This window comes from Duganella sp. GW821-FHT07F09, from assembly GCF_059418705.1.
Genome location: NZ_JBWKQJ010000001.1, coordinates 643098 through 668405, shown reverse-complemented (window position 1 = coordinate 668405; position 25308 = coordinate 643098). Strand labels below are relative to the sequence as shown.

The window sequence follows — 25308 nt, the reverse complement described above, 5'->3', positions numbered from 1 at the left end:
CTGAATGATCTGGACCGACGACCCTACCCGATTGCTGCTGGTGGCAGGCCTGGGCGCCAGCTATGGCCTGGTGTGCCTGATGCCGTACCTGCGCCACCGGCGCAAGCGCCAGGCGGCGCGGCGCGCCAAGGCCGAGGCGGCCGCTTCCCCCGGCTGGATCGTCGCCTATGCCAGCCAGACCGGCAACGCCGAGGCGCTGGCGCAGCAAACCCTGGCGACCTTGCGGCTGGCCGGCATCGCGGCCCAATTGAGCGAGCTGTCCGAACTGGACGCCGACGACCTGCGCCGCGCCGAGCGCATCCTGTTTTTGGTCAGCACCTACGGCGAAGGCGACGCGCCCGATGCCGCCGCCGCCTTCGCCGGCCGCCTGATGACCACCGAATTGCCGCTGGCGCGGCTGCACTACGCGGTGCTGGCGCTGGGCGACAGCGCCTACGCCCAATTCTGCGGCTTCGGCCGGGCGCTGGACGCCTGGCTGGCCGCGCGCGGCGCGCAGAGCCTGTTCCCGCGCATCGAGGTCGACCGCAGCGCCGACGCCGCCATCGCGCAATGGCGCCAGCAATTGAGCCACCTGGCCGGCACCAGCGACGCGCCGGACTGGAGCGCGCCGGACTTCGAGGACTGGGAGTTGAGCGCGCGCGTGGCGCTCAACCCGGGCAGCGCCGGGGCGCCGGTCTACCACCTGGAGCTGACGCCGCCGGGCGGCGTGTCGCCGGACTGGCAGTCGGGCGACCTGGTGCAGATCGCCGCGCCGGCCGAGCCATCGCGTCCGCGCGAATACTCGATCGCCTCGATCCCCGCCGACGGCAGGGTGCACTTGCTGGTGCGCCTGCACCGCCACGACGACGGCAGCCACGGCGTGGCCTCCGGCTGGCTGACGCGCCAGGTCCAGCCGGGCCGGACGGTGCGGCTGCGGCTGCGCCAGCACCGCCGCTTCCGGCTGGAGGACAACGCGGGGCGGCCGTTGATCCTGATCGGCAACGGCAGCGGCATCGCCGGCCTGCGCGGCCACCTCAAGGCGCGCGCGCTGGCCGGGCAGGGGCGCAACTGGCTGCTGTTCGGCGAACGTAACAGCGCCCACGACTTCCATTACCGGGACGAGCTGGAGGCGATGCGCCTGGCGGGGCGGCTCGACCTGGACCTGGCCTGGTCGCGCGACGGCGGGGCGGCGCGCTATGTGCAGGACCTGCTGCCGGCCCGCGCCGACAAGTTGCGGGCCTGGGTGGCCGACGGCGCCGCGATCTATGTCTGCGGCAGCCTGCAGGGCATGGCGGCCGGCGTCCATCAGGCGCTCGAGGCGATACTGGGGAATGTGCAACTGGACAGCTTGGCCGACGAAAAGCGTTATCAGCGCGATGTGTACTAGCGGCGGAATGCGGCGACGGCGAGTGCCGGCCGGCGGTGGATGAAAACGGGGCCCGCCGCGAGCCCCGTTGCGTGCCTTAGTAGACGTACACCCATGGGACGCCGATGTAGTTGGCGGGGCCGTCGTTGAAGTTGAGCTGCGCGTACGAGGCGCTACCGCGGGCATACACGTAGAAGGAGGACGACACCCTCAGGTACGCCCGGTCGGCGGCCAGCAGGTCCGCGTAGTACATCGTGCGCCAGCCGTCGAAGCGACTGTTGACGTTGATGTTCTGGCCACGCACGTTGAGCAGGTTGACGCTGCTCGTGGGCTTGTAGCCATATTGGTAGCCCGCAGCCGACAAGTCGATCCGCGCATGCGCCTCCTTGGAGGTGAAGAAATCGTCGAAGGCCCGGACGATGTAGAAGCCGTGATAGGGCACCGAGATCGAATGGTTGTAAAGGCCGCTGGTGGTTGGTATGTAAGTGAACCACCAGTCCATGATCAGCGTTCTGGAAGCGGCGCCGGTGCCGCCCAGGCCGGAGCCGGCGCCCTGGGCGTAGACCCACAAGTCGATGTTGCCCGGATTGTAGCCTTCCCAGACCACCGTGCCGTCCGACCAGTGCAACACGCCATAGTACGGGGTGAACCAGCCCAGCGCGCTGGGCGCGACCAACTGGCCGCCGGCCAGGCCCGGGTGCGCGGCGGTTTCCTCCTCGGCGGAGATGGCCGTGGCGATCAATCTGTTCTTGATGTCCTCCACTTCGCGGCTGGCCTCGCCACTGGCGTCATCGTCCGCCTTGCCCTGCTTGTCCATGAACGCGACGAATTCCGCCGGCAAGCCGTCACGTATGGCGTTGACGCGGTCCGCGCCCCTTTTTTCGATGTCCTGAAGGTGCAGCGCTTCGGATTGCTGCAGTCGCAGCACCTCCTCGCGTCGTGCGCTGACTAGTTGTTGCAATTCTTCGTCGCCGGGTTTGAATATGGTAGCCATGATCATCTCCTTGGAAAGTGCGGGATCGTAATCCCGCAGCGGGCGCCGTCCGGCCCGCTCAAGTCATGGTAGGCGGGTGAACCCGACGCCCTTTGACCGCGCACAATCCGACCGCCGGGGCCGCATACCATTCCTGGCAGCAGCAGGGGCCGCATACAAGTTGATACATTGGTGACCGAAAAGCGTTATCGGCGCGGCGTCTATGCACTGAAATCGTGATATTCGACGATGAGTTATATATATCGATGTGGTAAAAACGCCACGCTTGCGTATGGTGGAAGCATGGTTTTTCAAAATAAAGTTTATTCGGAATCCTTCACTTCTAAATAATCCACATTTCTCGTTGCTTTGTCTTATTGTTTCTTAAAATTGCCCTGAAACATCCCCATTTTGTGACAAAGCCGTTACATAATTCCCGCCTGATGAGCAAGGACCGTTCCTACGCACTCGTCGCTTAGCCTGATCCTTTTCCGTCCTGCGTTGCGGCCCCCAGCGGCCGAATCCGCGCCAGGCCTGTCTCGGCCGCCATAGCGCGAAGCGCACGCATTCACCTTGCTCATGTAGTTTATACAACCACATTACAGGGAGTAGTGAATGATTTTGCAAGAGAAAGTCGGCGCCCGATCCGTGCGCCTGGCACTCGCAGTCCTGGCCGGGACCACCATGTTCGCAGGCCAGGCGTCGGCACAAGAGCAGGCGATCCAGAAAGTGGAAATCACCGGTTCGGCCATCAAGCGTATCAACGTCGAAGGCGCCCTGCCGGTGCAGCGCCTGAGCTCGGAACAGATCGCCAAGACCGGCGCCACCTCGGTTGCCGAGCTGATCCAGGCCCTGCCGTCGATGCAAGGTTTCACCGTCGCCGCCATCGCGGCCGGCACCAACTCCGGTGGCCGGGTGTCCGCGTCGATCCACAACATCGGCGAAAGCTACACCCTGGTGTTGCTGAACGGCCGCCGCATTGCCCCGCAAGGCTCGGGCTCGGCGATCAACCTGAACGCCATTCCGATGAGCGCGGTGGAACGGGTCGAGATCCTGACCGACGGCGCCTCGGCCCTGTACGGTTCGGACGCCATCGCCGGCGTGATCAACTTCATCCTGAAGAAAAACCTGCAAGGCGGCAGCATCGAAGCGACCGCCAGCCAGCCCGGCCAGAGCCGCGCCGGCCAGTCGAGCAACTTCAGCGCCACCTACGGTTTCGGCGACCTGGACACGAACCGCTACAACGTCCTGCTGTCGGCCCGCCACGACGAGAACAGCCGCGTCAAAGCGACCGACCGCGACTTCGCCAACAGCTCGTTCCTGCCATTCAGCTGGAACGGCCAGAACTATATCCACGACCGTTCGAGCACCTCGGCAGTGCCGGGCAACGTCGCCGCGACCTACCGCGACGGCCGCACGCCAACCTCGACCTCGTCGATCGGCTTCAATCCGTACCGCAACATCAACGGCCAATGCGGCCCGATGAACCAGCCGCAGAAGAACAACACGGCCACCGTGCAGAACTGCGGCTTCGATTCGGCATCGACCGTCGAAATCGTCCCGGCAAGCCGGCGCGACACCGTGTTCGCCAAGGGCACCGCCAAAGTCGGCGAGAGCTTCGAAGTGTTCGCCGAGGCCGCGTACTCGCGCATGGACCTGACCGCCCGCATCGCGCCGAACACCGCGTCGATCGCGCTGGCCAAAGGCTCGCAGCTGTACAACAACTACGTGCGTCCGTACCTGACCGCCGCGCAAGACGCCAACTTGACGAGCGCCACCGCCAGCTACCGTACCTACGACTGGGGCACCCGCGACAGCCAGACCATCACCGAAGCGAAGCACCTGGTGCTGGGCACCGAGGGCGAGATCGGCGCCTGGAGCGTCGGCGCCGGCCTGACCTGGTCGGAGAACTCGATCGACGAGCGCTATCAGGGCGGCTATGTGAAGAACGCCGAGTTCCGCAGCATGCTGGCCAACAACCAGTTCAACCCGTTCCTGGCCGCCGGCGAGCAGAGCGCCGCCACCAAGCAATTGATCGCCAATTCGGTGTTCAAGGGTTCTATCCGCGAAGCGTCGACCACGCTCAAGGGCATCGACTTCCGCGGTTCGCGCGAGCTGTTCCAGCTGCCGGCCGGCGCGGCCAGCATCGGCCTGGGCGGCGACTTCCGCAACACCCACTACAAGCAAACCCCGAACGCGACCTCGTCGGACATCTACGGCTTCAGCGCTTCGCCGGCCTACGACATGGAACGTGACAACTACGGCGCCTTCGCCGAGATGATCATCCCGGTCATCAAGACCGTCGAAGTAACCGCCGGCGCGCGTTACGACACCATCGAAGCGGTCAAGAACCACATCGCCAACCGCGAAATGGGCAACAAGGAATCGGCCAGCACCTACAAGGTGTCGGCCCGTTGGCAGCCGACCCAGTCGTTCCTGATGCGCGGCTCGTACGGCACCGGCTTCAAGGCGCCGTCGATGCTCGATATCGGCCAGCCACTGGTGGCGGCCGGCTTCACCGCCTCGCCATGGGAATGCCCGGCCAACCTGGCGGCGGAAAACTCGGCCTACTGCCGCGTTGGCAAGAGCCAGTACAACGTCATCTCCGGCGGCAACGAGAAGCTCAAGCCCGAGAAGTCGAAGCAGTTCACCGTGGGCTTCCGTTTCGAGCCGACCAACTCGTTCTACGTCCAGGCCGACCTGTGGGACGTGAAGATCCGCGACGCCGTCTCGGCGGTGTCGGAGGCGCAGATCTTCGCCGATCCGGTCCAGTTCCGCGACCTGTTCACCACCTTCGTGGAACCAGGCAGCGGCCAGACCTTGTGGGCCAAGAAGACGCTGTCGGTCAACATAGGCCAGACCCACAACCAGGGTATCGACTGGGAAACGACCTACCGTCACCGCTTCGGTTTCGGCAACCTGAGCACCACCTTGAACGGCACCTACCTGCTCAAGTCGGACTACACCCGTCCGGGCACGAGCAACGACTGGGTCAACAGCATGAACTTCTTCGGTATCGATGACCAGGTCGCGTTCCGCCACGTGATCCGCCTGGCCACCACGCTCGACACCGGCGCGTTCTCGAACTCGCTGATCGCCAACTACCGCAACGGTTACACCGACGCGTCGGCGACCTCGTACAACCTGGGCACGAACAAGAACGAAACGTTCCGTATCGAAGTTCCTTCGTACCTGACGTTCGACTGGCAGGGCAAGTGGCAGGCGACCAAGCAGTTCAGTCTGCGCGCCGGCGTGAAAAACATCGCCGACCGCAATCCACCGCTGTCGCTGCGCGCCTCGTCCGGCCACCAGATCGGCTACGACGCACGCTACGCCGATCCGATGGGCCGCACGTTCTACATGACCGGCAACTACACCTTCTAAGCGCACTGCGCGCAGGGTAAGCGAAAAGCCCCACCAGCCTGAACCCGGTCAAGACCGGGCTCAGCGCGGGTGGGGCTTTTTTTATGGCGGAGGCGTTATGGCTCGGCGCCGGCCTGCTCCAGCCCGCGCGCCAGGCTCGAGATGCTGGGGTTGTCGATGAACACGCAGCGCGTGCCCGTGCGCTTGCAATAGTCCTTGACCCGCCAGTAGGCGCTGTGGCTGATGCAGCCGGTCTGGCAGATCACCAGGTCGGCCGCCGCCAGGCTGGCGTCGAGGCGGTTGGCGTTGTCCTCCAGGCCGCCGTCGTGGTGGGCGAACTGGGCGCCCTGTTGCTCGATCAGCTCGCGGTAGGTGGCGACGTTGCCGGAGCGTCCGCCCACGCACAGCACGGCCCGGTCGCTGAGGCGCAGCGGCATCTTCATGACGTGCTCGACCACCTGTCGCGTTTCCTCCTGGATCGGCGCCGGCGGCTCGACGGCGCGCAGCGCCTCGGTCTTGAGTTCGGCGATCTGCTGGCGCAGCGCGCGCTCGCGCTCGTCCATCTGGGCCAGCCGCTCGGCCAGCTTGGCGCGCGTCTCCAGGCCCGGGATCGATTCCTTCAACTGTTCGAGCTCGGTGCGCAGCGAGTCGATCATGCTGTCCTTGCCCACCAGTTGCGCGCGCAGCTGCATCAATTGCGTCGCGTGGCGCTCGGCGTCGGCGCTCTTGTCGGCCAGCAGGGCGGCGGCGCGCTGCTGGGCCTTGCCCAGGTCGTGCGTCAGACGCGCGTTCTCGGCCAGGGTGGCGTTGAACTTGCCGATGTCGGCGCGCACGCAGGCGCCGGCCTGGTGCTGCACCATGTGCAGGTCGCGGCACATTTGCTCCTCGAGCTCGCTGCTGCAGCGCGGGTGCGTCAGGCCGGCCCAGAAAGCGCCGGCGACGTCGCCGTTGGCCACGGCGGTGCGCCACAGCTCGCCGACCTGCTCGGTCGTCTTGGCGGCTCGGAAGCGCAGCAGCACGGCCGCGTAGCGCCGTTCCAGTTCCTTTTGCAGCGCCTCGGACAGGCGGTTGCGGTTGGCGCATTCGGTGACCGCGCCGACGTGCACCTCGTAATCATCGGCGACGACCTTGCCGCTGGTAACTTTATCGACCAGCTTGCGCAGCACGCCCAGCGGGAAGCCGACGCCGACCAGCGGGCAATGGCAGGCGTGGCCCAGCTCCCACAGACGGCGGCGGCGCGAGGTCTGCGCCTCCGGCTCGCCGGCGAGGATGCCCGCGACGTTGCTGATGACCGGCTTGACGACTTGGCGCATGCCGGCCTGGTCGGCGCCAGGGTGGGCTTGGACCGGCGCCGGATTGGCGGGGTTGGCAGTACCGAGCCGTGGCATGGCGGCGGCGACGATGGCCGCCAGCGGATCGTGTTTTTCGCACATCTGGTCGTCTCCTCAGGCGGTGGCCGGCGTGCTGCGGGCGCGCGCCATGATGCGGCTGAGGAAGTTGGTCTTCTCCTGCTCGTGCATATTGCGTTCGACCACCGTGGCCCACTGTTCGGACAGCTGCTGGCAGGTGGCGCTGAGCACCGGCGCCAGATCCGGCAGGCTGGCCAGCGCCTTCAGGTGGCGTTCGATCACCGAGGCCAGTTTGACGCAGCCGCCGGCCGCGTCGCCGCCGGCCGTGTAGTGCGACATCAGATGCAGCACGGCGGACAGCATCAGTTCGGGATTGTGTCCACCCGATCCCTGTGGCGGGGCGAGAAAAATCGGATTGCTACGGTCTATGGCCATCAAACGCTCCTGGGTCGAATTGGGAGTGTGGCTGGCGTGTGGCTGGCGACTCGGGGAGTGGGCGCGGCGGCGCCCGGGCAAGCGGAATTTAGGGAATCAGGCGGTCAGGATCAGCTTGTTGAGCTGGGTGACGCGCAGGCGGTAGACGCGGCCCGCGTGTTCGATCTCGAGTTCGCGGCCGCCCTCCATCAGGCCGGCGCTGCTGATGCGCTTGACGGGCGAGACCGCCGCAGACACCAGGGCGGGGGAGGGGCGGGCTGGTTGCGACACGGGCAGGGTCAGGGTGGTGGTCATCGTCGTTTCTCCTTTAAATAAGAATGATTCGTATTTGCATTCATTATTGTGGAAGGTGGGACGGAATGCAAGCCTTATTTGAAATGAAAGTGGTGGGGTGTTTGCGGCGGCGCGCGCGGCACGGAAAAAAAAGCCCGGCGGGGAGGCCGGGCCCAAGGCTGGGTGATTGCCCGGTGGGCCTACAGCGCGGCGAGCAGCTGGCCGGGCGTGACCTCGCCCGCCTTGCTCTTGGCCGCGGCCAGTTGTTTGGCGCGGGTGCGCGACGGCGGCAGGCGCCGCAAGGTCTTGAGCGCCTCCGGATCCTTGATGCCGATGGTGCGCTGGTCGACGCTGATGAGGCCGATTTCATTGAAGGCCGACAGGGTGCGGCTGACCGTCTCCAGGGTCAGGCCCAGGTAACTGCCGATCTCGTGGCGGGTCATGCGCAGGTTGAACAGCTTGCTCGAATAGCCCATCTGCGCGAAGCGGTCCGCCAGCGACACCAGGAAGCGCGCCACGCGCGCCTCGGCGCTGAGCGCGCCGAGCATGCCGATCATGGCCTGCTCGCGCACCAGCTCGCGGCTCATGACGCCGTACATCATGTTTTCCAGCTCCAGGTGCACGCGGCCGAGGGCGGTGAGCTTCTTGAACGGCAGCAGGATCAGGTCGCAGTCCGACAGCGCCACCGCCTCCGACGAGTAGTGGCGGGTGTGGATGCCGTCGACCCCGAGCATGTCGCCCTTCATCGGGAAGCTGAGCACCTGTTCGTTGCCGAACTCGTCGATCAGCACGGTCTTGAGGAAGCCCGAGTTGACGATGTACAAGGTGTCGAACGGCTGGCCGATCGTGTGGATGCGCTGGCCGGTCTTGAACTGCACGTGCTGGAACAGCAGTTCCTCGGTCGAGACCGAGACGGCTGCGGGAATGTGCAGCAGGTCGCAGACCTCCTTCAGGTTCGACCAGAGCCGCCCCTGACGCTGGCGGCCTGCTTCCATCGACGAGGATTGCATCGTCGTGGTGGTGACTGGGCGAATTTCAGACGTTTGCGTTGACAGCATGTTGATCTCCTGATCAGGTAACTCTGTTCGTTAGGCCGGGGCGGTTGATTGCTTGACATTTTGTACAGCAACTGTGCCGTACGGCATCTCGCTGCTTTGCATGTAGCCTTGCAGCATCAATCGTGTGGTTTCAGTATGCCAACAGAGGGAGGAGATAGATATCAGCAATGGCTGAATATGGGAGTAGGCGTCAGCGCACGGATGTAGGAGGACTCCTACTGATCCGTTCGCCTGTCAGGTTTTGAATGGGGACAACAAACGATGCGCCACGGCATATTGAACCATTTCCGAGAGCGAGTTCATGCCCATTTTCTGCATGATGCGGGTTTTATGGGTGCTCACGGTTTTGACGCTAAGGTGAAGGCTGTTGGCGATCTCGGTGATGGATTTTCCGGCGACCAATAAAGAAAACACCTCGAATTCCCGGTCCGACAGCTGTTTATGCAACAGCGATTCGTTGGGCATCATGATGTTGAGCGCCAATTGCTCGGCCACCTCGGTGCTGATGTAGGGGCGGCCGGAGGCGACCTTGCGGATCGCGCCCACCAGCTGGGTGCCGGCGCTCTCCTTGGTCAGATAGCCCTGGGCGCCGGCGCGGATGGCGCGCACGGCGTACTGTTCCTCCTCGTGCATGGTGAGGATCAGGATGGCCAGCTTGGGCGCCTCGGCCTTGATCTGGCGGATCAGGTCGACGCCGCTGCGCCCGGGCATCGACAGGTCCAGCAGCAGCAGGTCGAAGCCGCCCTGGCGCACGTGGCCGAGCACTTCGAAGCCGTCGATCGCCTCGCCCACGATGTCGATGTCGGGGGCGCCGTCGAGGATGCGCTTGAGCCCCTCACGCATGATGGTGTGGTCGTCCGCGATGACTATTCGAATCATAAAGAAGCTATCTCAAGTGACCTAAAGTAAATACTGTTATGTTTGAATTAACCTTGCGATCTTACTACAGAAGCGCATCGGCCGCATGTTATTTGTGGTCCGGCTCTTTGATCAGGCGGTGCACCAGCACCGGGATGCGCGAGTGCGACAAGACCTTGTTGGTCACGCTGCCCAGCAGCAGCTGGCCCCAGCCGCTGCGCCCGTGCGAACCCATGAAGATCAGGTCGCAGGCGTTGTTTTCCGCCACGTCGACGATTTTGAGCGCCGCGCTCTCGGAAAACGTCGTCAGCGCCTCGCACGGGACGTTGCGGCGCGCGCAGGAGGCCACCACGTCCTTCGTATGCTCCTTGCCGGCGCGCAGCATGGCGGCACGATATTCGTCCTCGCTCGGATAGCTGGGCGGGATGATTTCCACGTAGATCGGGTACTGGTACTCGGGCGCGACGAACAGGGCCAGCACTTCGGCGCCGAGCTGTTCGGCCAGCGCCACGCCGGCGCAGGCGGTCTTGCTCGACACGGCCGAGCCGTCGGTGGTGATCAGGATTTTGCGGTACATGGCGAGCCTCCTTGTTCGACGCTACCTAGTTCTCATTGTAGTCGCGATTTACAGTATTGTTAGTAAGGAAAGACTTGATGTTGATCAAATAAAATCGCAAATAAAAGCGGTTTGTTGTGACCGCCGCCGGCCGCTTTAACAGTTGTTCACAGTTGCTGGGCGGCTTTTTTGCACACAAGCACTACACATGCACTGCGTTTGTGTCTTTTATGCTCCCTTTGGCAATGTATCCGATGATAGTATCTCCAAATACAACGAAACATGGCCTTGGGACGGAGAACAGGGCAACCGACCGACGCCGGGATTGAATAATTCCATGTTGCCCTGCTACACTCGCATAAGTGCTTTTTATTGCCGAGCGTCATCAATACGCAGGGTTGAGGGCAGCAATTTTACAAATTATGGAGAAGCAGGGATTATGACCAACGCCGCTGATGATTTCGACGCATTATTTGAAGAAGTGTCCGCTCAGAGCAAGACCGCAGCGCCCGCTCCAGCGCCTGCCCCCGCACCAGCCGCCGCAGAAGACGACCTCGAAAGCCTGTTCGACGAGGTGTCGTCGTCCGCCGCCGCCGCTGCCCCGGCCCCGGCGCCCGCCGCGGCCGCGCCGGCTCCCGCGGCCGCGCCCGCCGAAGGTGGCGAGGCCGAGGAGGGCGGCGACAAGCCGATGTTCGAGCGCCTCGGCGGCATCGTGCGCCTGCTGCACGATTCGCTGCGCGAACTGGGCTACGACAAGGCGCTGACCGAGGCCTCGTCGCAGATCAACGACGCCCAGGACCGCCTCGAATACGTCGCCACCTTGACCGAGCAGGCCGCCAACAAGGTGCTCAACACGCTCGACGAGGGCATGCCCGAGCAGGACACCTTGTCGAAGAAATCGAAGGAAATGGAAAACCGCTGGGCCGACCTGTTCGCGGGCAAGCTCAGCCTGGACCAGTTCAAGCAGCTCGCCGGCGATTCGCAAGCCTTCGCGGTGGCCGTGTCGGCCGCCACCGAGGCCGAAAAAGCCCGTTTGCTGGAAATCATGATGGCCCAGGACTTCCAGGACATCACCGGTCAACTGATCAAGAAGGTCGTGAACATCACCAAGACGGTGGAGCACGAACTGGCAGAACTGCTGCGCGACAACGCGCCGCCGGCGGTACGCGAGAAAATCGCGCAAAAAGAAGTGTCCCTGATGTCCGGCCCTTCGGCTCCGGCCGTAGCGCTGAACCAGGACAATGTCGACGACCTGCTTGCTGATCTGGGATTCTAATGGACGATATGCTGAAGGATTTCGTCGTCGAGGCGATGGATCTGGCGGTCAACGTTGAAGAGCACTTGCTGCGGCTTGAACGCGACCCCGATAACAAAGAGACACTGAACGCGGTGTTCCGTTCCTTCCATACCATCAAGGGCGGCGCCGGTTTCATGGGCCTGCCGGCGATGGTCGCGGCCTGCCACTTGACCGAAAACCTGTTCGACGCGTTGCGCACCGGCGCCGCGCCGGTCACGCCGATCGCGATCGAGGCGGCGCTGCAGGCGTCCGGCTTCGTGGCCGACCAGCTCGCCGAACTGAACAACGGGGCCGAGCCGCACAGCCTGGCGCCGATGCCGCACGACCTGGAAGTGATCCTGACCGACGCCATCGAGGGCAAGACCGGCGCCTCCGCGCCGGCCCCGGCCGCCGCGCCGGCGCCCGCCCCCGTGGCCGCGCCCGCCGCCGCCCCGGTGGCCGCCGCCGTGTCGATCACGTCCGAGGACGGCCTCGACTGGGAAGGCATGTATGAAACCGTGATGCCGGCCGGCAGCTACACCCGTCCGGCCGTCTCGGCCGCACCGGTCGCCGCCGCCCCGGCGCCCGCCGCAGTCGCGGCGGCAGCGCCGGCCACGGCCGCCGCAGCGCCCGCCGCCGGCACCGCCGTGGCCGCCCCGGCCAAGCGCGACGCGCCCGAGAAACGCGAAGAGCGTCCGCATGCGGCCCCGGCCAAAGAAGAGTCGATCCGCGTCGATGCTGTTAAACTGGATGCCTTGCTGGAAGTGGCGGGCGAATCGGTGCAGGCCGCCAACCAGGCCGCCGTGCTGCTCGAGCGCCTGCTGCAATTCAAATTCGAGGGCCAGGCCCAGACCCTGATGGCCACGCTGGCGGAAACGCTGGAGCGGGCGTCGCGGTATTCGACCGAACTGCAGCGCGCCACGCTGGCGACGCGCATGCAACCGGTCGGGCGCCTGTTCCAGAAATTCCCGCGCCTGGTGCGCGAGCTGGCCAAGGACCTGGGCAAGGACGTCGAGCTGACCATCGAGGGCGCCGAGACCGAGGTCGACCGCGTGGTCGTCGACAGCCTGTACGATCCGCTGGTGCACATGCTGCGCAACTCGCTGGACCATGGCGTCGAGTCGCCGGAAGACCGCCTGGCGGCGGGCAAGCCGGCCAAGTCGTTCATCTCGCTCAAGGCGTGGCAGGAAGCCAACAGCGTGATGATCGTGCTGCAGGATGACGGCAAGGGCATGGACCCGGTGGTGTTGCGCACCAAGGCCCAGCAGAAGGGGTTGATCAGCGAGTCGGCCAATTTGACCAACGACGAGTGCTTCCAGCTGGTGTTCCTGCCGGGCTTCTCGACCAAGGAAGTGGCCTCGAGCGTGTCCGGCCGCGGCGTCGGCATGGACGTGGTGAAGACCGCCGTGGAGAAGAACCGCGGCGCCATCCACATCGAATCGGCGCTGGGCAAGGGCACCAAGTTCGCCATCCGCCTGCCGATCGAGCTGTCGATCGTGCCGACCATGCTGGTGTCGACCTCGGGCGCCGCGCTGGCGCTGCCGATGGCCGTGGTGCAGCGCGTGGTCGAGTTGCCGGACGTGTTCATGGAAGTGGGCGGCGCCCCGGTCCTCAAGGACCAGGGCCGTCCGCTGCCGGTGCGCTCGCTGGCCGATTCGCTCGGCTACGAGAGCTGCCGCGAGAAGGTCGGTATTGTTGTCGCCGCGCCACAGCCGTATATTCTGGCGGTGGAAGCGGTCGACGGCACCGCCGACCTGGTCATCAAGCCGATGACCGCGATTACCGTCGAGGGCATCACCGGCACCGCGCGCTCGGCCGAGGGCGAACTGGTGCTAGTGGTGGGCCTATCGTTCCTGATGGACGGATGCAGGGGAAGTGTACGCATGGCGGCCTAGTCGAAAGATTAAGCCAACAACACAAAAGCCTGCGTCCACGCAGGCTTTTTTTTCGCTCTTAGTTTTATTTGCAACACCGAATTTTTAAAGGAGTCATAAAACGTGTATCGGTAGGCGGAACCGCATCGGCTCACGAGGCCCGATGGCGGCGGTCGCTATCGCATTGCACAATATGGCATAATCGAAGTGGATCACTCACACAGGCAGCCGCAGTCAGCACACATCATGATGAAGACGCTTTACGACAAACTCTGGGAATCGCACGTGGTCAAGGCCGAGGAAGACGGCACCACCATCCTCTATATCGACCGCCACCTGGTGCACGAAGTGACCAGTCCGCAGGCCTTCGACGGCCTGCGCGCCGCCAACCGCCAGCCGTGGCGCCTGTCGGCCAACCTGGCCGTGGCCGACCACAACGTGCCGACCACCTCGCGCGCCGACGGCATCGCCGACCCGGTCTCGCGCCTGCAGGTCGAAACCTTGGACAACAATGCCAAATCCTACGGCATGACCTATTTCAACATGAACGACAAGCGCCAGGGCATCGTCCACGTGATCGGGCCGGAGCAGGGTGCCACTCTGCCGGGCATGACGGTCGTCTGCGGCGACTCGCACACGTCGACCCACGGCGCCTTCGGCGCGCTGGCGCACGGCATCGGCACCTCCGAGGTCGAGCACGTGCTGGCCACCCAAACCCTGCTGCAAAAAAAATCCAAGGCGATGCTGGTGCAGGTCGACGGCCCGCTGCCGGTGGGCGTGACCGCCAAGGACGTCGTGCTGGCCATCATCGGCAAGATCGGCACGGCCGGCGGCACCGGCTACTGTATCGAGTTCGGCGGCTCGACCATCCGCGCGCTGTCGATGGAAGGGCGCATGACCGTCTGTAACATGGCGATCGAGGCGGGCGCGCGCGCCGGCATCATCGGCGTCGACGACACCACCATCAACTACGTCAAGGGCCGTCCGTTCTCGCCTGTCGGCCCGCACTGGGACCGCGCGGTCGACTACTGGCGCACCCTGCACTCGGACGCCGGCGCCAAATTCGACCTGGTTGTCACGCTCGACGCCGCCGAGATCAAGCCGCAGGTCACCTGGGGCACGTCGCCGGAAATGGTGACGTCGATCGACGGCCGCGTGCCGGACCCGGACCAGGAAAAGGACAGCGTCAAGCGCGACGCGATGGAAAAGGCGCTGGTCTATATGAACCTCAAGCCGAACACGGCCATCGAGGACATCCGCATCGACAAGGTCTTCATCGGCTCGTGCACCAACTCGCGCATCGAGGACTTGCGCGCGGCCGCCGCCGTGGTGCGCGGCAAGCAGCGCGCCTCCAACGTCAAGCTAGCGATGGTGGTGCCGGGTTCCGGGCTGGTCAAGGACCAGGCCGAGCGCGAAGGCCTCGACCGCATCTTCAAGGACGCCGGCTTCGAATGGCGCGAGCCGGGCTGCTCGATGTGCCTGGCGATGAACGCCGACCGCCTGGAACCGGGCGAGCGCTGCGCCTCGACCTCCAACCGTAATTTCGAAGGACGCCAAGGACAGGGCGGACGCACCCATCTGGTGTCGCCCGCGATGGCCGCCGCCGCCGGTATCGCCGGCCACTTCGTCGACGTGCGCACGCTGCGCTGAATTTTTTTGATTGATACCACGAGTACACCAACATGAAAAAACTATTCGCCCTGTCCATCATCGCGCTGATCCTGACCGGCTGCAACACAGTCAACGGCTTCGGCAAGGACGTGAAAAAAGTCGGTGAGTCGCTGGAAGGCGCTTCGACCAAAAAATAACCGCAGTACGGCGGGCCGCGACGGTCCGCCGTCGCACAACCCGAACGAGATCATGGATAAATTTACGATATACGAAGGCCTGGTGGCCCCGCTCGACCGCGCCAACGTCGACACCGACGCCATCATTCCGAAGCAATTCCTGAAGTCCATCCATCGCACCGGCTTCGGCCCCAACCTGTTCGACGAGTGGCGCTACCTCGACCACGGCGAGCCCGGCATGGACAACAGCAAACGCCCGCTCAACCCGGACTTCGTGCTCAACGAGCCGCGCTACCAGGGCGCCTCGATCCTGCTGACCCGCAAGAACTTCGGCTGCGGCTCCTCGCGCGAGCACGCGCCGTGGGCGCTCGACCAGTACGGCTTCCGCGCCATCATCGCGCCGTCGTTCGCCGACATTTTCTTCAACAACTGCTACAAGAGCGGCTTGCTGCCCATCGTGATTCCTGAAGCGCAGATCGATCATCTGTTCAACGAAGTCAAGGCCTTCCCCGGTTACCGTCTGGTGGTCGACCTTGAGCAGCAGCGCATTTCCACCAGCAATGGCAGCGTCTCCTATCCCTTCGAGATCGACGCCTTCCGCAAATACTGCCTGATGAACGGACTCGACGATATCGGCCTGACCCTGCGCCACGCCGACACCATCCGCGAATTCGAAGAGCGCCATCTGGCAAACCAACCCTGGTTGGCTAACGTCATCTAATCTCGAAAACTCACATGAAAATCGCAATCCTCCCGGGCGACGGTATCGGCCCGGAAATCGTCGCCCAAGCCGTCAAGGTCCTCAATGTGCTGGGCGAATCGTTCGAGCTGGAGACCGCCCCCGTCGGCGGCGCCGGCTACGCGGCCCACGGCCACCCGCTGCCGGAAGGCACCCTGGCGCTGGCCAAGGCCTCCGACGCGGTGCTGTTCGGCGCCGTCGGCGACTACCAGTACGACACCTTGGAACGCGCGCTGCGTCCGGAGCAGGCCATCCTCGGCCTGCGCAAGAACCTGGGCCTGTTCGGCAACCTGCGTCCGGCGATTTTGTATCCGGAACTGGCCGGCGCTTCGACCCTGAAGCCTGAAGTCGTTTCGGGCCTGGACATCCTGATCGTGCGCGAACTGACCGGCGATATTTATTTCGGCCAGCCGCGCGGCGTACGCGAGTGCCCGGACGGTCCGTTCAAGGGCCAGCGCGAAGGCTACGACACGATGCGCTACGCCGAAGGCGAGATCCGCCGCATCGCCCACGTGGCGTTCCAGGCCGCGCAAAAGCGCGGCAAGCGCCTGACCAGCGTCGACAAGGCCAACGTGCTGGAAACGTTCCAGTTCTGGAAGGACATCGTCACCGACGTCCATAAGGAATATCCGGACGTCGCGCTCGACCACATGTATGTCGACAACGCCGCCATGCAACTGGTGCGCGCGCCGAAGAAGTTCGACGTCATCGTCACCGGCAACATGTTCGGCGACATCCTGAGCGATTGCGCGGCGATGCTGACCGGTTCGATCGGCATGCTGCCGTCGGCCTCGCTCGACGCCAACAACAAGGGCCTGTACGAGCCGTCGCACGGTTCGGCGCCTGACATCGCCGGCAAGGGCATCGCCAATCCGCTGGCGACGATCCTGTCGGCCGCGATGATGCTGCGCTACACCTTCAACAAGAACGAGCAGGCCGACCGCATCGAGACCGCCGTCAAGTCCGTGCTGGCGCAGGGCTTGCGCACCGCCGACATCTTCGAACCGGGCACCACCAAGGTGGGCACCGAGGAGATGGGCAACGCGGTCGTCAAGGCTCTGGCTTAAACTATTCAAAGGATAAAAAATGAAACTCGTAGGCTTGGTAGGTTGGCGCGGCATGGTCGGTTCGGTCCTGATGCAGCGCATGCAGGAAGAGGGCGATTTCGCCCACATCGAACCGGTGTTCTTCACGACGTCGAACCCGGGCGGCGACGCCCCGAAGATGGCGAAGAATGAAACCAAACTGAAAAGCGCGACCGACATCGACGAACTGAAAAAGTGCGAGATCATCATCTCGTGCCAGGGCGGCGACTACACCACCGAGGTGTTCCCGAAATTGCGCGCGGCCGGCTGGAACGGCTACTGGATCGACGCCGCGTCGACGCTGCGCATGGAAAAAGACGCCGTCATCGTGCTGGATCCGGTCAACCTGCACGTCATCAAGGACGCGCTGGGCAAGGGCGTGAAGAACTACATCGGCGGCAATTGCACCGTATCGTGCATGCTGATGGGCCTGGGTGGCCTGTTCCAGCACAACCTGGTCGAGTGGATGACGTCGATGACTTACCAGGCGGCCTCGGGCGGCGGCGCGCAGCACATGCGCGAGCTGCTGACCCAGTTCGGCACGATCAATTCGTCGGTCAAGGCGCTGCTGGACAATCCGGCTTCGGCGATCCTGGAGATCGACCGCCAGGTGCTGGCGACGCAACACGGCCTGTCCCCTGAAGAGACCAAGCAGTTCGGCGCGCCGCTGGCCGGCAACCTGATCCCCTGGATCGACAAGGACCTGGGCAACGGCCAGTCGAAGGAAGAGTGGAAGGGCGGCGCCGAGACCAACAAGATCCTCGGCCTGGGCGCGGACTTCGGCTCGAAAGCCATCCCTGTGGACGGCCTGTGCGTGCGCATCGGCGCCATGCGCAGCCACTCGCAGGCGTTGACCATCAAGCTGAAGAAGGACGTGCCGATCGACGAGATCCACGACATCATCGCGTCCAACAACCAGTGGGTCAAGGTGGTGCCGAACACGCGCGAAGCGTCGGTCAAGGACCTGTCGCCGGCCGCCGCCACCGGCAGCTTGACGATTCCGGTCGGCCGCCTGCGCAAGATGAGCATGGGCGACGATTACCTGTCGGCCTTCACCGTCGGCGACCAGCTGCTGTGGGGCGCGGCCGAACCGCTGCGCCGCATGCTGCGCATCGTGCTGGATAAATAAGCGCCACGCCATCGTGGTAGCAGAAGGGGTTTTCTCTATGTGCTCTCATAGGGAAAACCCCTTTTTTGGTTTAAATTAGGCACAGAGCTGACAACTCCTCATGTATCACTTGAGAAACGGCGTGCAAAGCTTGCATGCTCATGTGCATGGTGATATGTTGATATATCCGGGAAAGTAACATTTTCCCTCTGATAACCTACTGCCGCCCACTATGCCCTTCACCAATCGCACCAGCATCGTTTCGTTCGCGTTGAAAACACTCACCAGCGCGGTCGCCGGTGCGGTGTTGTTGTCCGCCGCCGCGAACGCCGCCGGACTCGGCAAGCTGACCGTCCTGTCCTCGCTGGGCCAGCCGTTGCGGGCGGAGATCGAACTGACCGCCGTCACCCCCGAGGAGGCCAACGGCCTGGTTGCCCAGTTGGCCTCCGCCGACGCCTTCCGTACCGCCAACATCGATTTCAATCCGGCGCTGACGTCGCTGCGCTTCGAAGTGGAACAACGCAACGGCCGTCAACTGATCCGCGTCTCGTCCACCCAGCCGGTCAACGAACCCTTCGTCGACATGCTGCTGGAACTGAAGTGGAATGGCGGCCGCATGGTGCGCGAATATACCTTCCTGCTCGACCCGCCGGACATGCGCTCGGCCAATTCGCCGCAAGTGGCCGCGCCGGTCGATCTGAGCCGCCAGGCCAATGCCCCGGCCGCGACGGCGCCGAACGCCCCGGTCGCCTCCGCGCCGGCCGCAAGCACGAGCGCAAATCCGGCACCGGCCGCCCCTGCGGCGGCCAGGCCGCAGCCCCCCAAAAAGTCGACCGAGCAATACGTCGTGAAAAAAGGCGACAACCTGAGCCGCATTGCCAACCAGGTCAAGCCGGGCGACATTTCGCTGGACATGATGCTGGTGGCGCTGTACCGCGCCAATCCGGAGGCGTTTTCCGGCAATAACATGAACCGCCTGAAGTCGGGCCAGATCCTGAAGGTGCCCGATTCGGGCGCCGTGCGCTCCATCGTGCCCGACGGCGAGGCGCGCGGCGTGGTGGTCGCGCACGCGGTCGATTTCAACGCCTACCGCGCCAAGCTGGCCGGCCAGGTCGCCAACAGCACGCCGGCCAAGGAAGCGGAGACGACGCAAAACGTCAAGGGCAAGATCACCGCCAAGGTCGAGGAAAAACCGAACGCCGTCAACGAGGCCAAGGACAAGCTGACCTTGTCCAAATCGACCGCCGCCGCGCCGGTCGCGGGCAAGACGGGCGTGGCCGCCGAAGAGAACATCGCCAAGCAAAAGCAGGTGGATGAAGCGGCCGCCCGCGTCAAGGAACTGGAAAAGAACGTCAACGACCTTGAAAAGCTGATGGCGGTAAAGAACAAGACGATCGCCGAAAAGCCGCCCGTGGCTGCAGCCCCGGCTACTCCGCCGGCCGCCGCGCCGACGCCGGCCCCGGTCGCCGAGCAAACCCCGCCCAAGCCGAAGCGCACCTTGGCCGTGCCGCCGAGGAAGCCGGTCGAACCGAGCTGGTACGAAGTGATGATGGAGAACATCCAGCTGGTCGGCCTGGGCGTCGCCGCCTTGCTGGCACTGGTCTACGGCATCATCCTCGCGCGCCGCCGCAAGAGCAAGAAATTCGTCGTGGTGCCGGGCGAGATCGTCATGCCGCCCGATCCGACCACCCCGATACAGCCGTTCATCACCGAGGCTGGCGCCCAGAACGTCGACACCAACAACAGCGTATTCAACTCCAACTTCGCGCCATCGGCCAGCCAGCTCGACACCAACGAGGTCGATCCGGTGGCCGAGGCCGACGTCTACATCGCCTACGGCCGCGACGCGCAGGCCGAGGACATCCTCAAGGAAGCGCTGCGCACGCATCCCGAGCGCCATCCCGTGCGCCTGAAGCTGCTGGAAATCTACGCCACCCGCAAGGACGCGCGCGCCTTCGAAAGCCAGGCGTCCGAACTGTATTCGATGACGCGCGGCCAGGGCGACGAGTGGGCGCAAGCGTCCGCCATGGGCCAGTCGATCGATCCGACCAATCCGCTGTACTCGGCGGCGCCCGACGCCGGCGGCGCGGCCATGTCGGCCGCCGCCGTGCCGGTCGCGGCGGGCGCGGTGGCCGCCGCCGCGGCCGCTTCGGCGTACTCGTCCAATGATTTTGGCACCGGCGACGATTTCGGCGCCGAACCGCCGGTCGCCGCGCCAAGCGGCCTCGATCTGGATCTGGGCCTGGATGCGGCGTCTGCCAAGGCCGACGGCGCGATGGACTTCGGCAGCGATCTGAACGACATGGAAACGGCGCTGCCGCAACCGGCCGACGCGTCGGTGTCGCCGGCGTCGGTGGCCGCGCAATCGGACAACCTGATGGACTTCGATTTGGGCGACATGAGCTTCGAACCGGTCGCCAGCGCCAAGGCGCCGATCGAGATGCCGGCGCCGGCCCGCGAGGAACCGGCCGACGATCCGTTCGATCTGGCCTTCGATGCGCCCGCCGCGTCCATACCGGCGGCCGCGCCCGCGCCGGCCGACGACCCGAGCATGGACTTCAGCCTGGATCTGCCGGAAGACACGGCCGAGACCTCCAAGCCGGCGGAGCGCGTGCCGGCGGCCAGCACCGATCCGCTGGACATGGACATCATGGGCTTCGACATTCCGGAGGTGCCTGCCCTGACCGAGCCGCCGAAGGTCGATCCGAAGGCCATGGACTTCGACGAGCCGCTGGAGTTGCCGGAAGACGCCGAATCGATCACGGCCGCCCCGGCGCCCGCGCGCGAGTTCGACCTGTCGGACATCAACCTCGATCTGGACAATGAATTCACCGGCACGGCGGCGGGGGCGGAGCCGGCGGAACCGGCGGCGACCCCGGCGCGCGACGACACCATGTCGGCGCACCACATGGAGATGGACACCAAGCTCGACCTGGCCATCGCCTACCAGGAAATCGGCGACAAGGAAGGCGCGCGCGAGCTGCTGGACGAAGTGCTGCGCGGCGGCAGCGACGACCAGATCGCCAAAGCCAACGCCATGAAAGCGCAGCTGGGGTAGGCGGGCTGTTACGGCGTGGCGGATTACGGCGTTCCGCCTAATCCGCCCTACGTGATCCCACGACGCCGCCGCCGCTGAAAAACATGGGACGCGGCGCCCAAATGAACGCGGAGGCACGTAGGGCGGATTAGCGCAGCGTAATCCGCCACGCTCCGCCGATGGCCCCGCCGAAGCCCACGTCCGTCCCTACGATATAATGCCAGCCTCAAACATCACCTCGGGCAGCAATTGAAACGGATAGCAATCGGCGTCCAGTACGACGGCACCGCCTGGCACGGCTACCAGAAGCAGGAAGACGGCCACACGGTCCAGGACAAGCTGGAACAGGCGCTGGAAAAATTCGCCACGGTGCGCCTGGCCACCACCTGCGCCGGCCGCACCGACACCGGCGTGCACGCGCTCGAACAAGTGGTCCACTTCGACACCGACCTGACCCGCGACGCCCATTCCTGGGTGCGCGGGGTCAACGCCTTCCTGCCGCCGTCGATCGCCGTGCGCTGGGCCAAACAACTGCCGGGCGACCCGACGGTCGACGACTTCTTCCACGCCCGCTTCAGCGCCCGTGCCCGCACCTACCACTACGTGCTGTATAACAACCCGACCCGCTCGCCGTTGCTGGAAGGCCGCGCCGGTTTCTGCTTCCGCCCGCTCGACGTCGAACTGATGCAACAAGCCGTGCAGCCGCTGATCGGCTGGCACGACTTCACCGCCTTCCGCGCCGCGCAATGCCAGGCGAAGTCGCCGGTCAAGCTGATGCACGACATCCAGATCAAGCGCGTCGGCGAGCTGGTGGTGTTCACCATCACCGCCAACGCCTTCCTGCACCACATGGTGCGCAACCTGGTCGGCTCGTTGGTCTACATCGGCACCGGGCGCGAAAAGCCGGAATGGCTGGGCCAGCTGTTGGAAACCAAGGACCGCCACGCCGCCGCGCCCACTTTCATGCCGGACGGACTGTACCTGGCTAAAATCGACTACGACCCCAAATGGGAATTGCCGCTGGAGACGACCAGCGCCTTACCTTGGTTCTAAAAAGGAACATCGCATGCCACGCACCCGTATCAAGATCTGCGGCCTGACCCGCGTGGAAGACGTGCAGGCCGTGGTGGCCGCCGGCGCCGATGCGATCGGTTTCGTGTTCTATCCGAAAAGCCCGCGCTACGTCACCCCGGAGCAAGCGGCCGCGCTGATCGCTGCCGTGCCGCCGTTCATCACCTGCACCGGCTTGTTCGTCAACGCCACGCCGGAGGAGGTGGCCGCCATCGTCAAGGTGGCGCCGATTTCGCTGATCCAGCTGCACGGCGACGAGACGGTGGAACAGTCGGCCGCCATCGCCGCCGCCTGCGGGCGACAGTTCATGCGCGTGTTTCGCGTCAAACCCGACACCTCGCCGTCCGATTTGCTAGAATACGAACAACTATGCCGCGCCGCCAGTCCCCTGTTCACCAGTTTGTTGCTGGATACATATGTGGATGCCTACGGTGGCGCAGGAAAGGGTTTTGATTGGTCTCTCATTCCAAAAGATCTCGCGCCTCGGGTCGTTTTAAGTGGTGGCTTGAGCGTACACAACGCGACTGACGCGGTGGTCGGTGTACGCCCCTACGCCGTCGACATCAGCAGTGGTGTCGAAGCGTCCAAGGGGATCAAGGACGCCCGCAAGATCGCCGCCTTCGTCGCGGCGGTGCGGGCCGGAGATGACATGATTGAAAGCGAAACCCACCATGAAAGCACTACCTGAGATCGGCGCAGCCGCGCCCCTGTTCCACGCCAAAGACTACGAACTGCCCAACGCCAGCGGCCACTTCGGCCCCTACGGCGGCTCCTTCGTCGCCGAAACCTTGACCTACGCGCTGGCCGAGCTGAACGAGGCTTACGCGCGCTACAGCAAGGACCCCGAATTCCTCGAGGAATTCCGCTATGAACTCAAGCACTTCGTTGGCCGTCCGTCGCCGATCTACCACGCCAAGCGCTGGTCCGAGATGGCCGGCGGCGCGCAGATCTACTTCAAGCGCGAAGACCTGAACCACACCGGCGCCCACAAGATCAACAACGTCATCGGCCAGGCCTTGCTGGCCAAGCGCATGGGCAAGCCGCGCGTCATCGCCGAGACCGGCGCCGGCCAGCACGGCGTCGCCACCGCCACCATCTGCGCCCGTTTCGGGCTCGAATGCGTGGTCTACATGGGTAGCGAGGACGTCAAGCGGCAGGCACAGAACGTCTACCGCATGAAGCTGCTCGGCGCGACCGTCGTGCCTGTCGAGTCCGGCTCCAAGACGCTCAAGGACGCGCTCAACGAGGCGATGCGCGACTGGGTCACCAACATCGAAAACACCTTCTACATCATTGGCACCGTGGCCGGCCCGCATCCTTACCCGATGCTGGTGCGCGACTTCCAGTCGGTGATCGGCGAGGAGTGCCTGGTGCAGATGCCGGAGATGACCGGCCGCCAGCCGGATTACGTGATGGCCTGCATCGGCGGCGGCTCCAACGCGATGGGCATTTTCTACCCGTACATCGACCAGAAGCAGGTGCGCCTGATCGGCGTCGAGGCGGCCGGCGAGGGGCTCGACGGGGTCAAGCACGCGGCCTCGCTGACCAAGGGGTATCCGGGCGTGTTGCACGGCAATCGCACCTACCTGCTGCAGGACGAGAACGGCCAGATCATCGAGACGCATTCGGTCTCGGCGGGCCTGGACTATCCCGGCGTGGGGCCGGAGCACGCGTACCTGAAGGATATCGGCCGCGCCGAGTATGTTTCGATCACGGACGAGGAGGCGCTCAAGGCCTTCCACGATTGTTGTCATATCGAAGGCATCATCCCGGCGCTGGAATCGTCGCACGCGCTGGCGTACGCGGTGAAGCTGGCGGCGACCTTGCCGAAGGACCGGATCATTCTGGCCAACCTGTCGGGCCGTGGCGACAAGGACATGCACACCGTGGCGGAGCGGATGGGTTTGAACTTCAACTAATCCATCCAACAACTCCACCAAGGAAAAACCATGTCCAGAATCGCACCAACCTTCGCCGCCCTGAAGGCGAACAACAAAACCGCGCTCGTCACCTTCATCACCGCCGGCGATCCCGGTCCCGAGCTGACCGTTCCACTGATGCATGCGCTGGTCGCGGGCGGCGCCGACATCCTTGAACTCGGCGTACCGTTTTCCGACCCGATGGCCGAGGGCCCGGTCATCCAGCGCGCCTGCGAGCGGGCGCTGGCGTTCGGCGTCGGCATCCGCGACGTGTTCGGCTACGTCGCCGAGTTCCGCAAGACCAACCAGACCACGCCGGTGGTGCTGATGGGTTACGCGAACCCGATCGAACGCATCGGCGCTGCCGCCTTCATCGCCAAATCCAAGGAAGCGGGCGCCGACGGCGCCATCGTGGTCGACTATCCGCCGGAGGAGTGCGAGGAGTTCGCGGCCGCCATGCGCGCGGCCGAGCTCGATCTGATCTTCCTGCTGGCGCCGACCTCGACCGAGGAACGCATCCAGCAGGTGGCCAAGGTCGGTGGCGGCTTCAGCTATTACGTCTCGCTCAAGGGCGTCACCGGCGCGGGCAACATCGACACGGTGCAGGTGGCCGAGCGGTTGAAAGAGATCCGCAAGCACGTGCAGTTGCCGATCGGCGTGGGCTTCGGCATCCGCGACGGCGCCACCGCGCGCGCCGTGGCCGAGGTGGCCGACGCGGTCGTCATCGGCAGCCGCATCGTGCAGGAGATCGAAAAGCACGGCAAGGAAGGTTCGGTCGCGGCCGTGCAAGCCTTCGTCAGCGACATCCGCAGCGCCCTCGACGCCTGACCGGTCTTAGGCGGCCGTAGCTCCCTCCGGCCGCTTGGCCGCCATCAAATTCCGACCGCTCACCTTGATACATAGTTAAGTACTGACTATGTTGAAGGGGAGCGGTCGTGCGCTTTGAATGGGATGCCCGGAAGGCCAAGGCCAACCTTCGCAAGCACGGCGTGAGCTTTGAAGAGGCATGCACTGTTTTCGATGATCCAAACGCTAGCTTGAGCTTTGACTCCGAGCATGCCGAAGCGGAAGACAGATTCGTACTTGAGGGGTATAGCGAGAAGGTCAGACTGCTGCGCGTTTCGCATTGCTATCGGTACGGCGAGGTTGTGCGCATTATCTCCGCTCGCAAAGCGTCGTTTCATGATCAACTAAATGCGTAA

General features: G+C 64.5%; 22 protein-coding genes. 15 read left to right on the top strand and 7 right to left on the bottom strand.

What is annotated here, in order from left to right; all coding sequences use genetic code 11:
• Window positions 1-4 precede the first annotated feature (4 nt).
• Window positions 5-1366, top strand: a complete 1362-nt coding sequence (locus AC07P1_RS03065; protein ID WP_494694440.1) for a sulfite reductase subunit alpha — start codon at window positions 5-7, stop codon at window positions 1364-1366.
• 76 nt (window positions 1367-1442) lie between these two features.
• Here the strand turns inward: AC07P1_RS03065 and AC07P1_RS03060 are convergent, their stop codons facing one another.
• Window positions 1443-2339, bottom strand: coding sequence for a hypothetical protein (locus AC07P1_RS03060; protein ID WP_494694439.1), 897 nt, complete (start codon window positions 2337-2339; stop codon window positions 1443-1445).
• A 594-nt stretch (window positions 2340-2933) separates the two neighbouring features.
• Between AC07P1_RS03060 and AC07P1_RS03055 the strand changes: the two genes are divergently transcribed.
• Window positions 2934-5702, top strand: a complete 2769-nt coding sequence (locus AC07P1_RS03055; RefSeq protein WP_494694438.1) for a TonB-dependent receptor — start codon at window positions 2934-2936, stop codon at window positions 5700-5702.
• A 95-nt stretch (window positions 5703-5797) separates the two neighbouring features.
• Here the strand turns inward: AC07P1_RS03055 and AC07P1_RS03050 are convergent, their stop codons facing one another.
• The 6 genes from AC07P1_RS03050 to AC07P1_RS03025 form a co-directional block, all read right to left on the bottom strand.
• Complete coding sequence (locus AC07P1_RS03050) at window positions 5798-7114, bottom strand: DUF2325 domain-containing protein (RefSeq protein WP_494694437.1); 1317 nt, start codon at window positions 7112-7114, stop codon at window positions 5798-5800.
• 12 nt (window positions 7115-7126) lie between these two features.
• The gene (locus AC07P1_RS03045; protein ID WP_494694436.1) at window positions 7127-7465 is read right to left on the bottom strand and encodes a hypothetical protein; all 339 of its coding nucleotides are present in this window, start codon (window positions 7463-7465) and stop codon (window positions 7127-7129) included.
• 96 nt (window positions 7466-7561) lie between these two features.
• Complete coding sequence (gene hemP / locus AC07P1_RS03040; RefSeq protein WP_494694435.1) at window positions 7562-7759, bottom strand: hemin uptake protein HemP; 198 nt, start codon at window positions 7757-7759, stop codon at window positions 7562-7564.
• 179 nt (window positions 7760-7938) lie between these two features.
• On the bottom strand, window positions 7939-8733 hold the full coding sequence (locus tag AC07P1_RS03035) for a Crp/Fnr family transcriptional regulator (protein WP_494694789.1): 795 nt from the start codon (window positions 8731-8733) through the stop codon (window positions 7939-7941).
• A 297-nt stretch (window positions 8734-9030) separates the two neighbouring features.
• The gene (locus tag AC07P1_RS03030) at window positions 9031-9675 is read right to left on the bottom strand and encodes a response regulator (RefSeq protein WP_090314830.1); all 645 of its coding nucleotides are present in this window, start codon (window positions 9673-9675) and stop codon (window positions 9031-9033) included.
• An 88-nt stretch (window positions 9676-9763) separates the two neighbouring features.
• Window positions 9764-10231: a universal stress protein gene (locus AC07P1_RS03025; RefSeq protein ID WP_494694434.1), complete on the bottom strand. Its 468-nt coding sequence runs from the start codon at window positions 10229-10231 to the stop codon at window positions 9764-9766.
• 418 nt (window positions 10232-10649) lie between these two features.
• Between AC07P1_RS03025 and AC07P1_RS03020 the strand changes: the two genes are divergently transcribed.
• The 13 genes from AC07P1_RS03020 to AC07P1_RS02960 all read left to right on the top strand — a co-directional run bounded on the left by AC07P1_RS03020 (window position 10650) and on the right by AC07P1_RS02960 (window position 25308).
• Window positions 10650-11486, top strand: coding sequence for a protein phosphatase CheZ (locus tag AC07P1_RS03020; RefSeq protein ID WP_494694433.1), 837 nt, complete (start codon window positions 10650-10652; stop codon window positions 11484-11486).
• Window positions 11486-13381, top strand: coding sequence for a chemotaxis protein CheA (locus AC07P1_RS03015; protein WP_494694432.1), 1896 nt, complete (start codon window positions 11486-11488; stop codon window positions 13379-13381). The genes AC07P1_RS03020 and AC07P1_RS03015 overlap by 1 nt, the downstream gene beginning before the upstream one ends.
• A 225-nt stretch (window positions 13382-13606) precedes the next feature.
• A complete protein-coding gene (leuC, locus tag AC07P1_RS03010; RefSeq protein ID WP_471707405.1) occupies window positions 13607-15010 on the top strand; it encodes a 3-isopropylmalate dehydratase large subunit in 1404 nt (467 codons plus the stop codon).
• A 32-nt stretch (window positions 15011-15042) separates the two neighbouring features.
• Entirely contained in the window at window positions 15043-15168 is a 126-nt protein-coding gene (locus AC07P1_RS03005) for an entericidin A/B family lipoprotein (RefSeq protein ID WP_008450980.1), read from the top strand.
• Between the two features lie 52 nt (window positions 15169-15220).
• Complete coding sequence (gene leuD, locus AC07P1_RS03000) at window positions 15221-15868, top strand: 3-isopropylmalate dehydratase small subunit (protein WP_363505095.1); 648 nt, start codon at window positions 15221-15223, stop codon at window positions 15866-15868.
• A gap of 14 nt (window positions 15869-15882) precedes the next feature.
• Window positions 15883-16953: a 3-isopropylmalate dehydrogenase gene (leuB, locus tag AC07P1_RS02995; protein WP_494694431.1), complete on the top strand. Its 1071-nt coding sequence runs from the start codon at window positions 15883-15885 to the stop codon at window positions 16951-16953.
• Between the two features lie 19 nt (window positions 16954-16972).
• Window positions 16973-18100 (top strand): aspartate-semialdehyde dehydrogenase, encoded by a 1128-nt coding sequence (gene asd / locus AC07P1_RS02990; protein WP_494694430.1) that lies wholly within the window; start codon window positions 16973-16975, stop codon window positions 18098-18100.
• A 211-nt stretch (window positions 18101-18311) separates the two neighbouring features.
• On the top strand, window positions 18312-21137 hold the full coding sequence (locus tag AC07P1_RS02985; RefSeq protein ID WP_494694429.1) for a motility hub landmark protein FimV: 2826 nt from the start codon (window positions 18312-18314) through the stop codon (window positions 21135-21137).
• Window positions 21138-21365: 228 nt separating this feature from the next.
• Window positions 21366-22169, top strand: a complete 804-nt coding sequence (gene truA / locus AC07P1_RS02980; RefSeq protein WP_494694428.1) for a tRNA pseudouridine(38-40) synthase TruA — start codon at window positions 21366-21368, stop codon at window positions 22167-22169.
• A gap of 13 nt (window positions 22170-22182) precedes the next feature.
• Window positions 22183-22875, top strand: a complete 693-nt coding sequence (locus AC07P1_RS02975; RefSeq protein WP_494694427.1) for a phosphoribosylanthranilate isomerase — start codon at window positions 22183-22185, stop codon at window positions 22873-22875.
• Window positions 22859-24106 carry a tryptophan synthase subunit beta gene (gene trpB / locus AC07P1_RS02970; protein WP_494694426.1) on the top strand — a complete coding sequence of 416 codons (1248 nt, stop codon included), beginning with the start codon at window positions 22859-22861 and terminating at the stop codon, window positions 24104-24106. Before AC07P1_RS02975 ends, trpB begins: the two co-directional genes overlap by 17 nt.
• Before the next feature lie 30 nt (window positions 24107-24136).
• The gene (trpA, locus tag AC07P1_RS02965; RefSeq protein WP_494694425.1) at window positions 24137-24934 is read left to right on the top strand and encodes a tryptophan synthase subunit alpha; all 798 of its coding nucleotides are present in this window, start codon (window positions 24137-24139) and stop codon (window positions 24932-24934) included.
• Between the two features lie 107 nt (window positions 24935-25041).
• Window positions 25042-25308 carry a BrnT family toxin gene (locus tag AC07P1_RS02960; protein ID WP_494694424.1) on the top strand — a complete coding sequence of 89 codons (267 nt, stop codon included), beginning with the start codon at window positions 25042-25044 and terminating at the stop codon, window positions 25306-25308.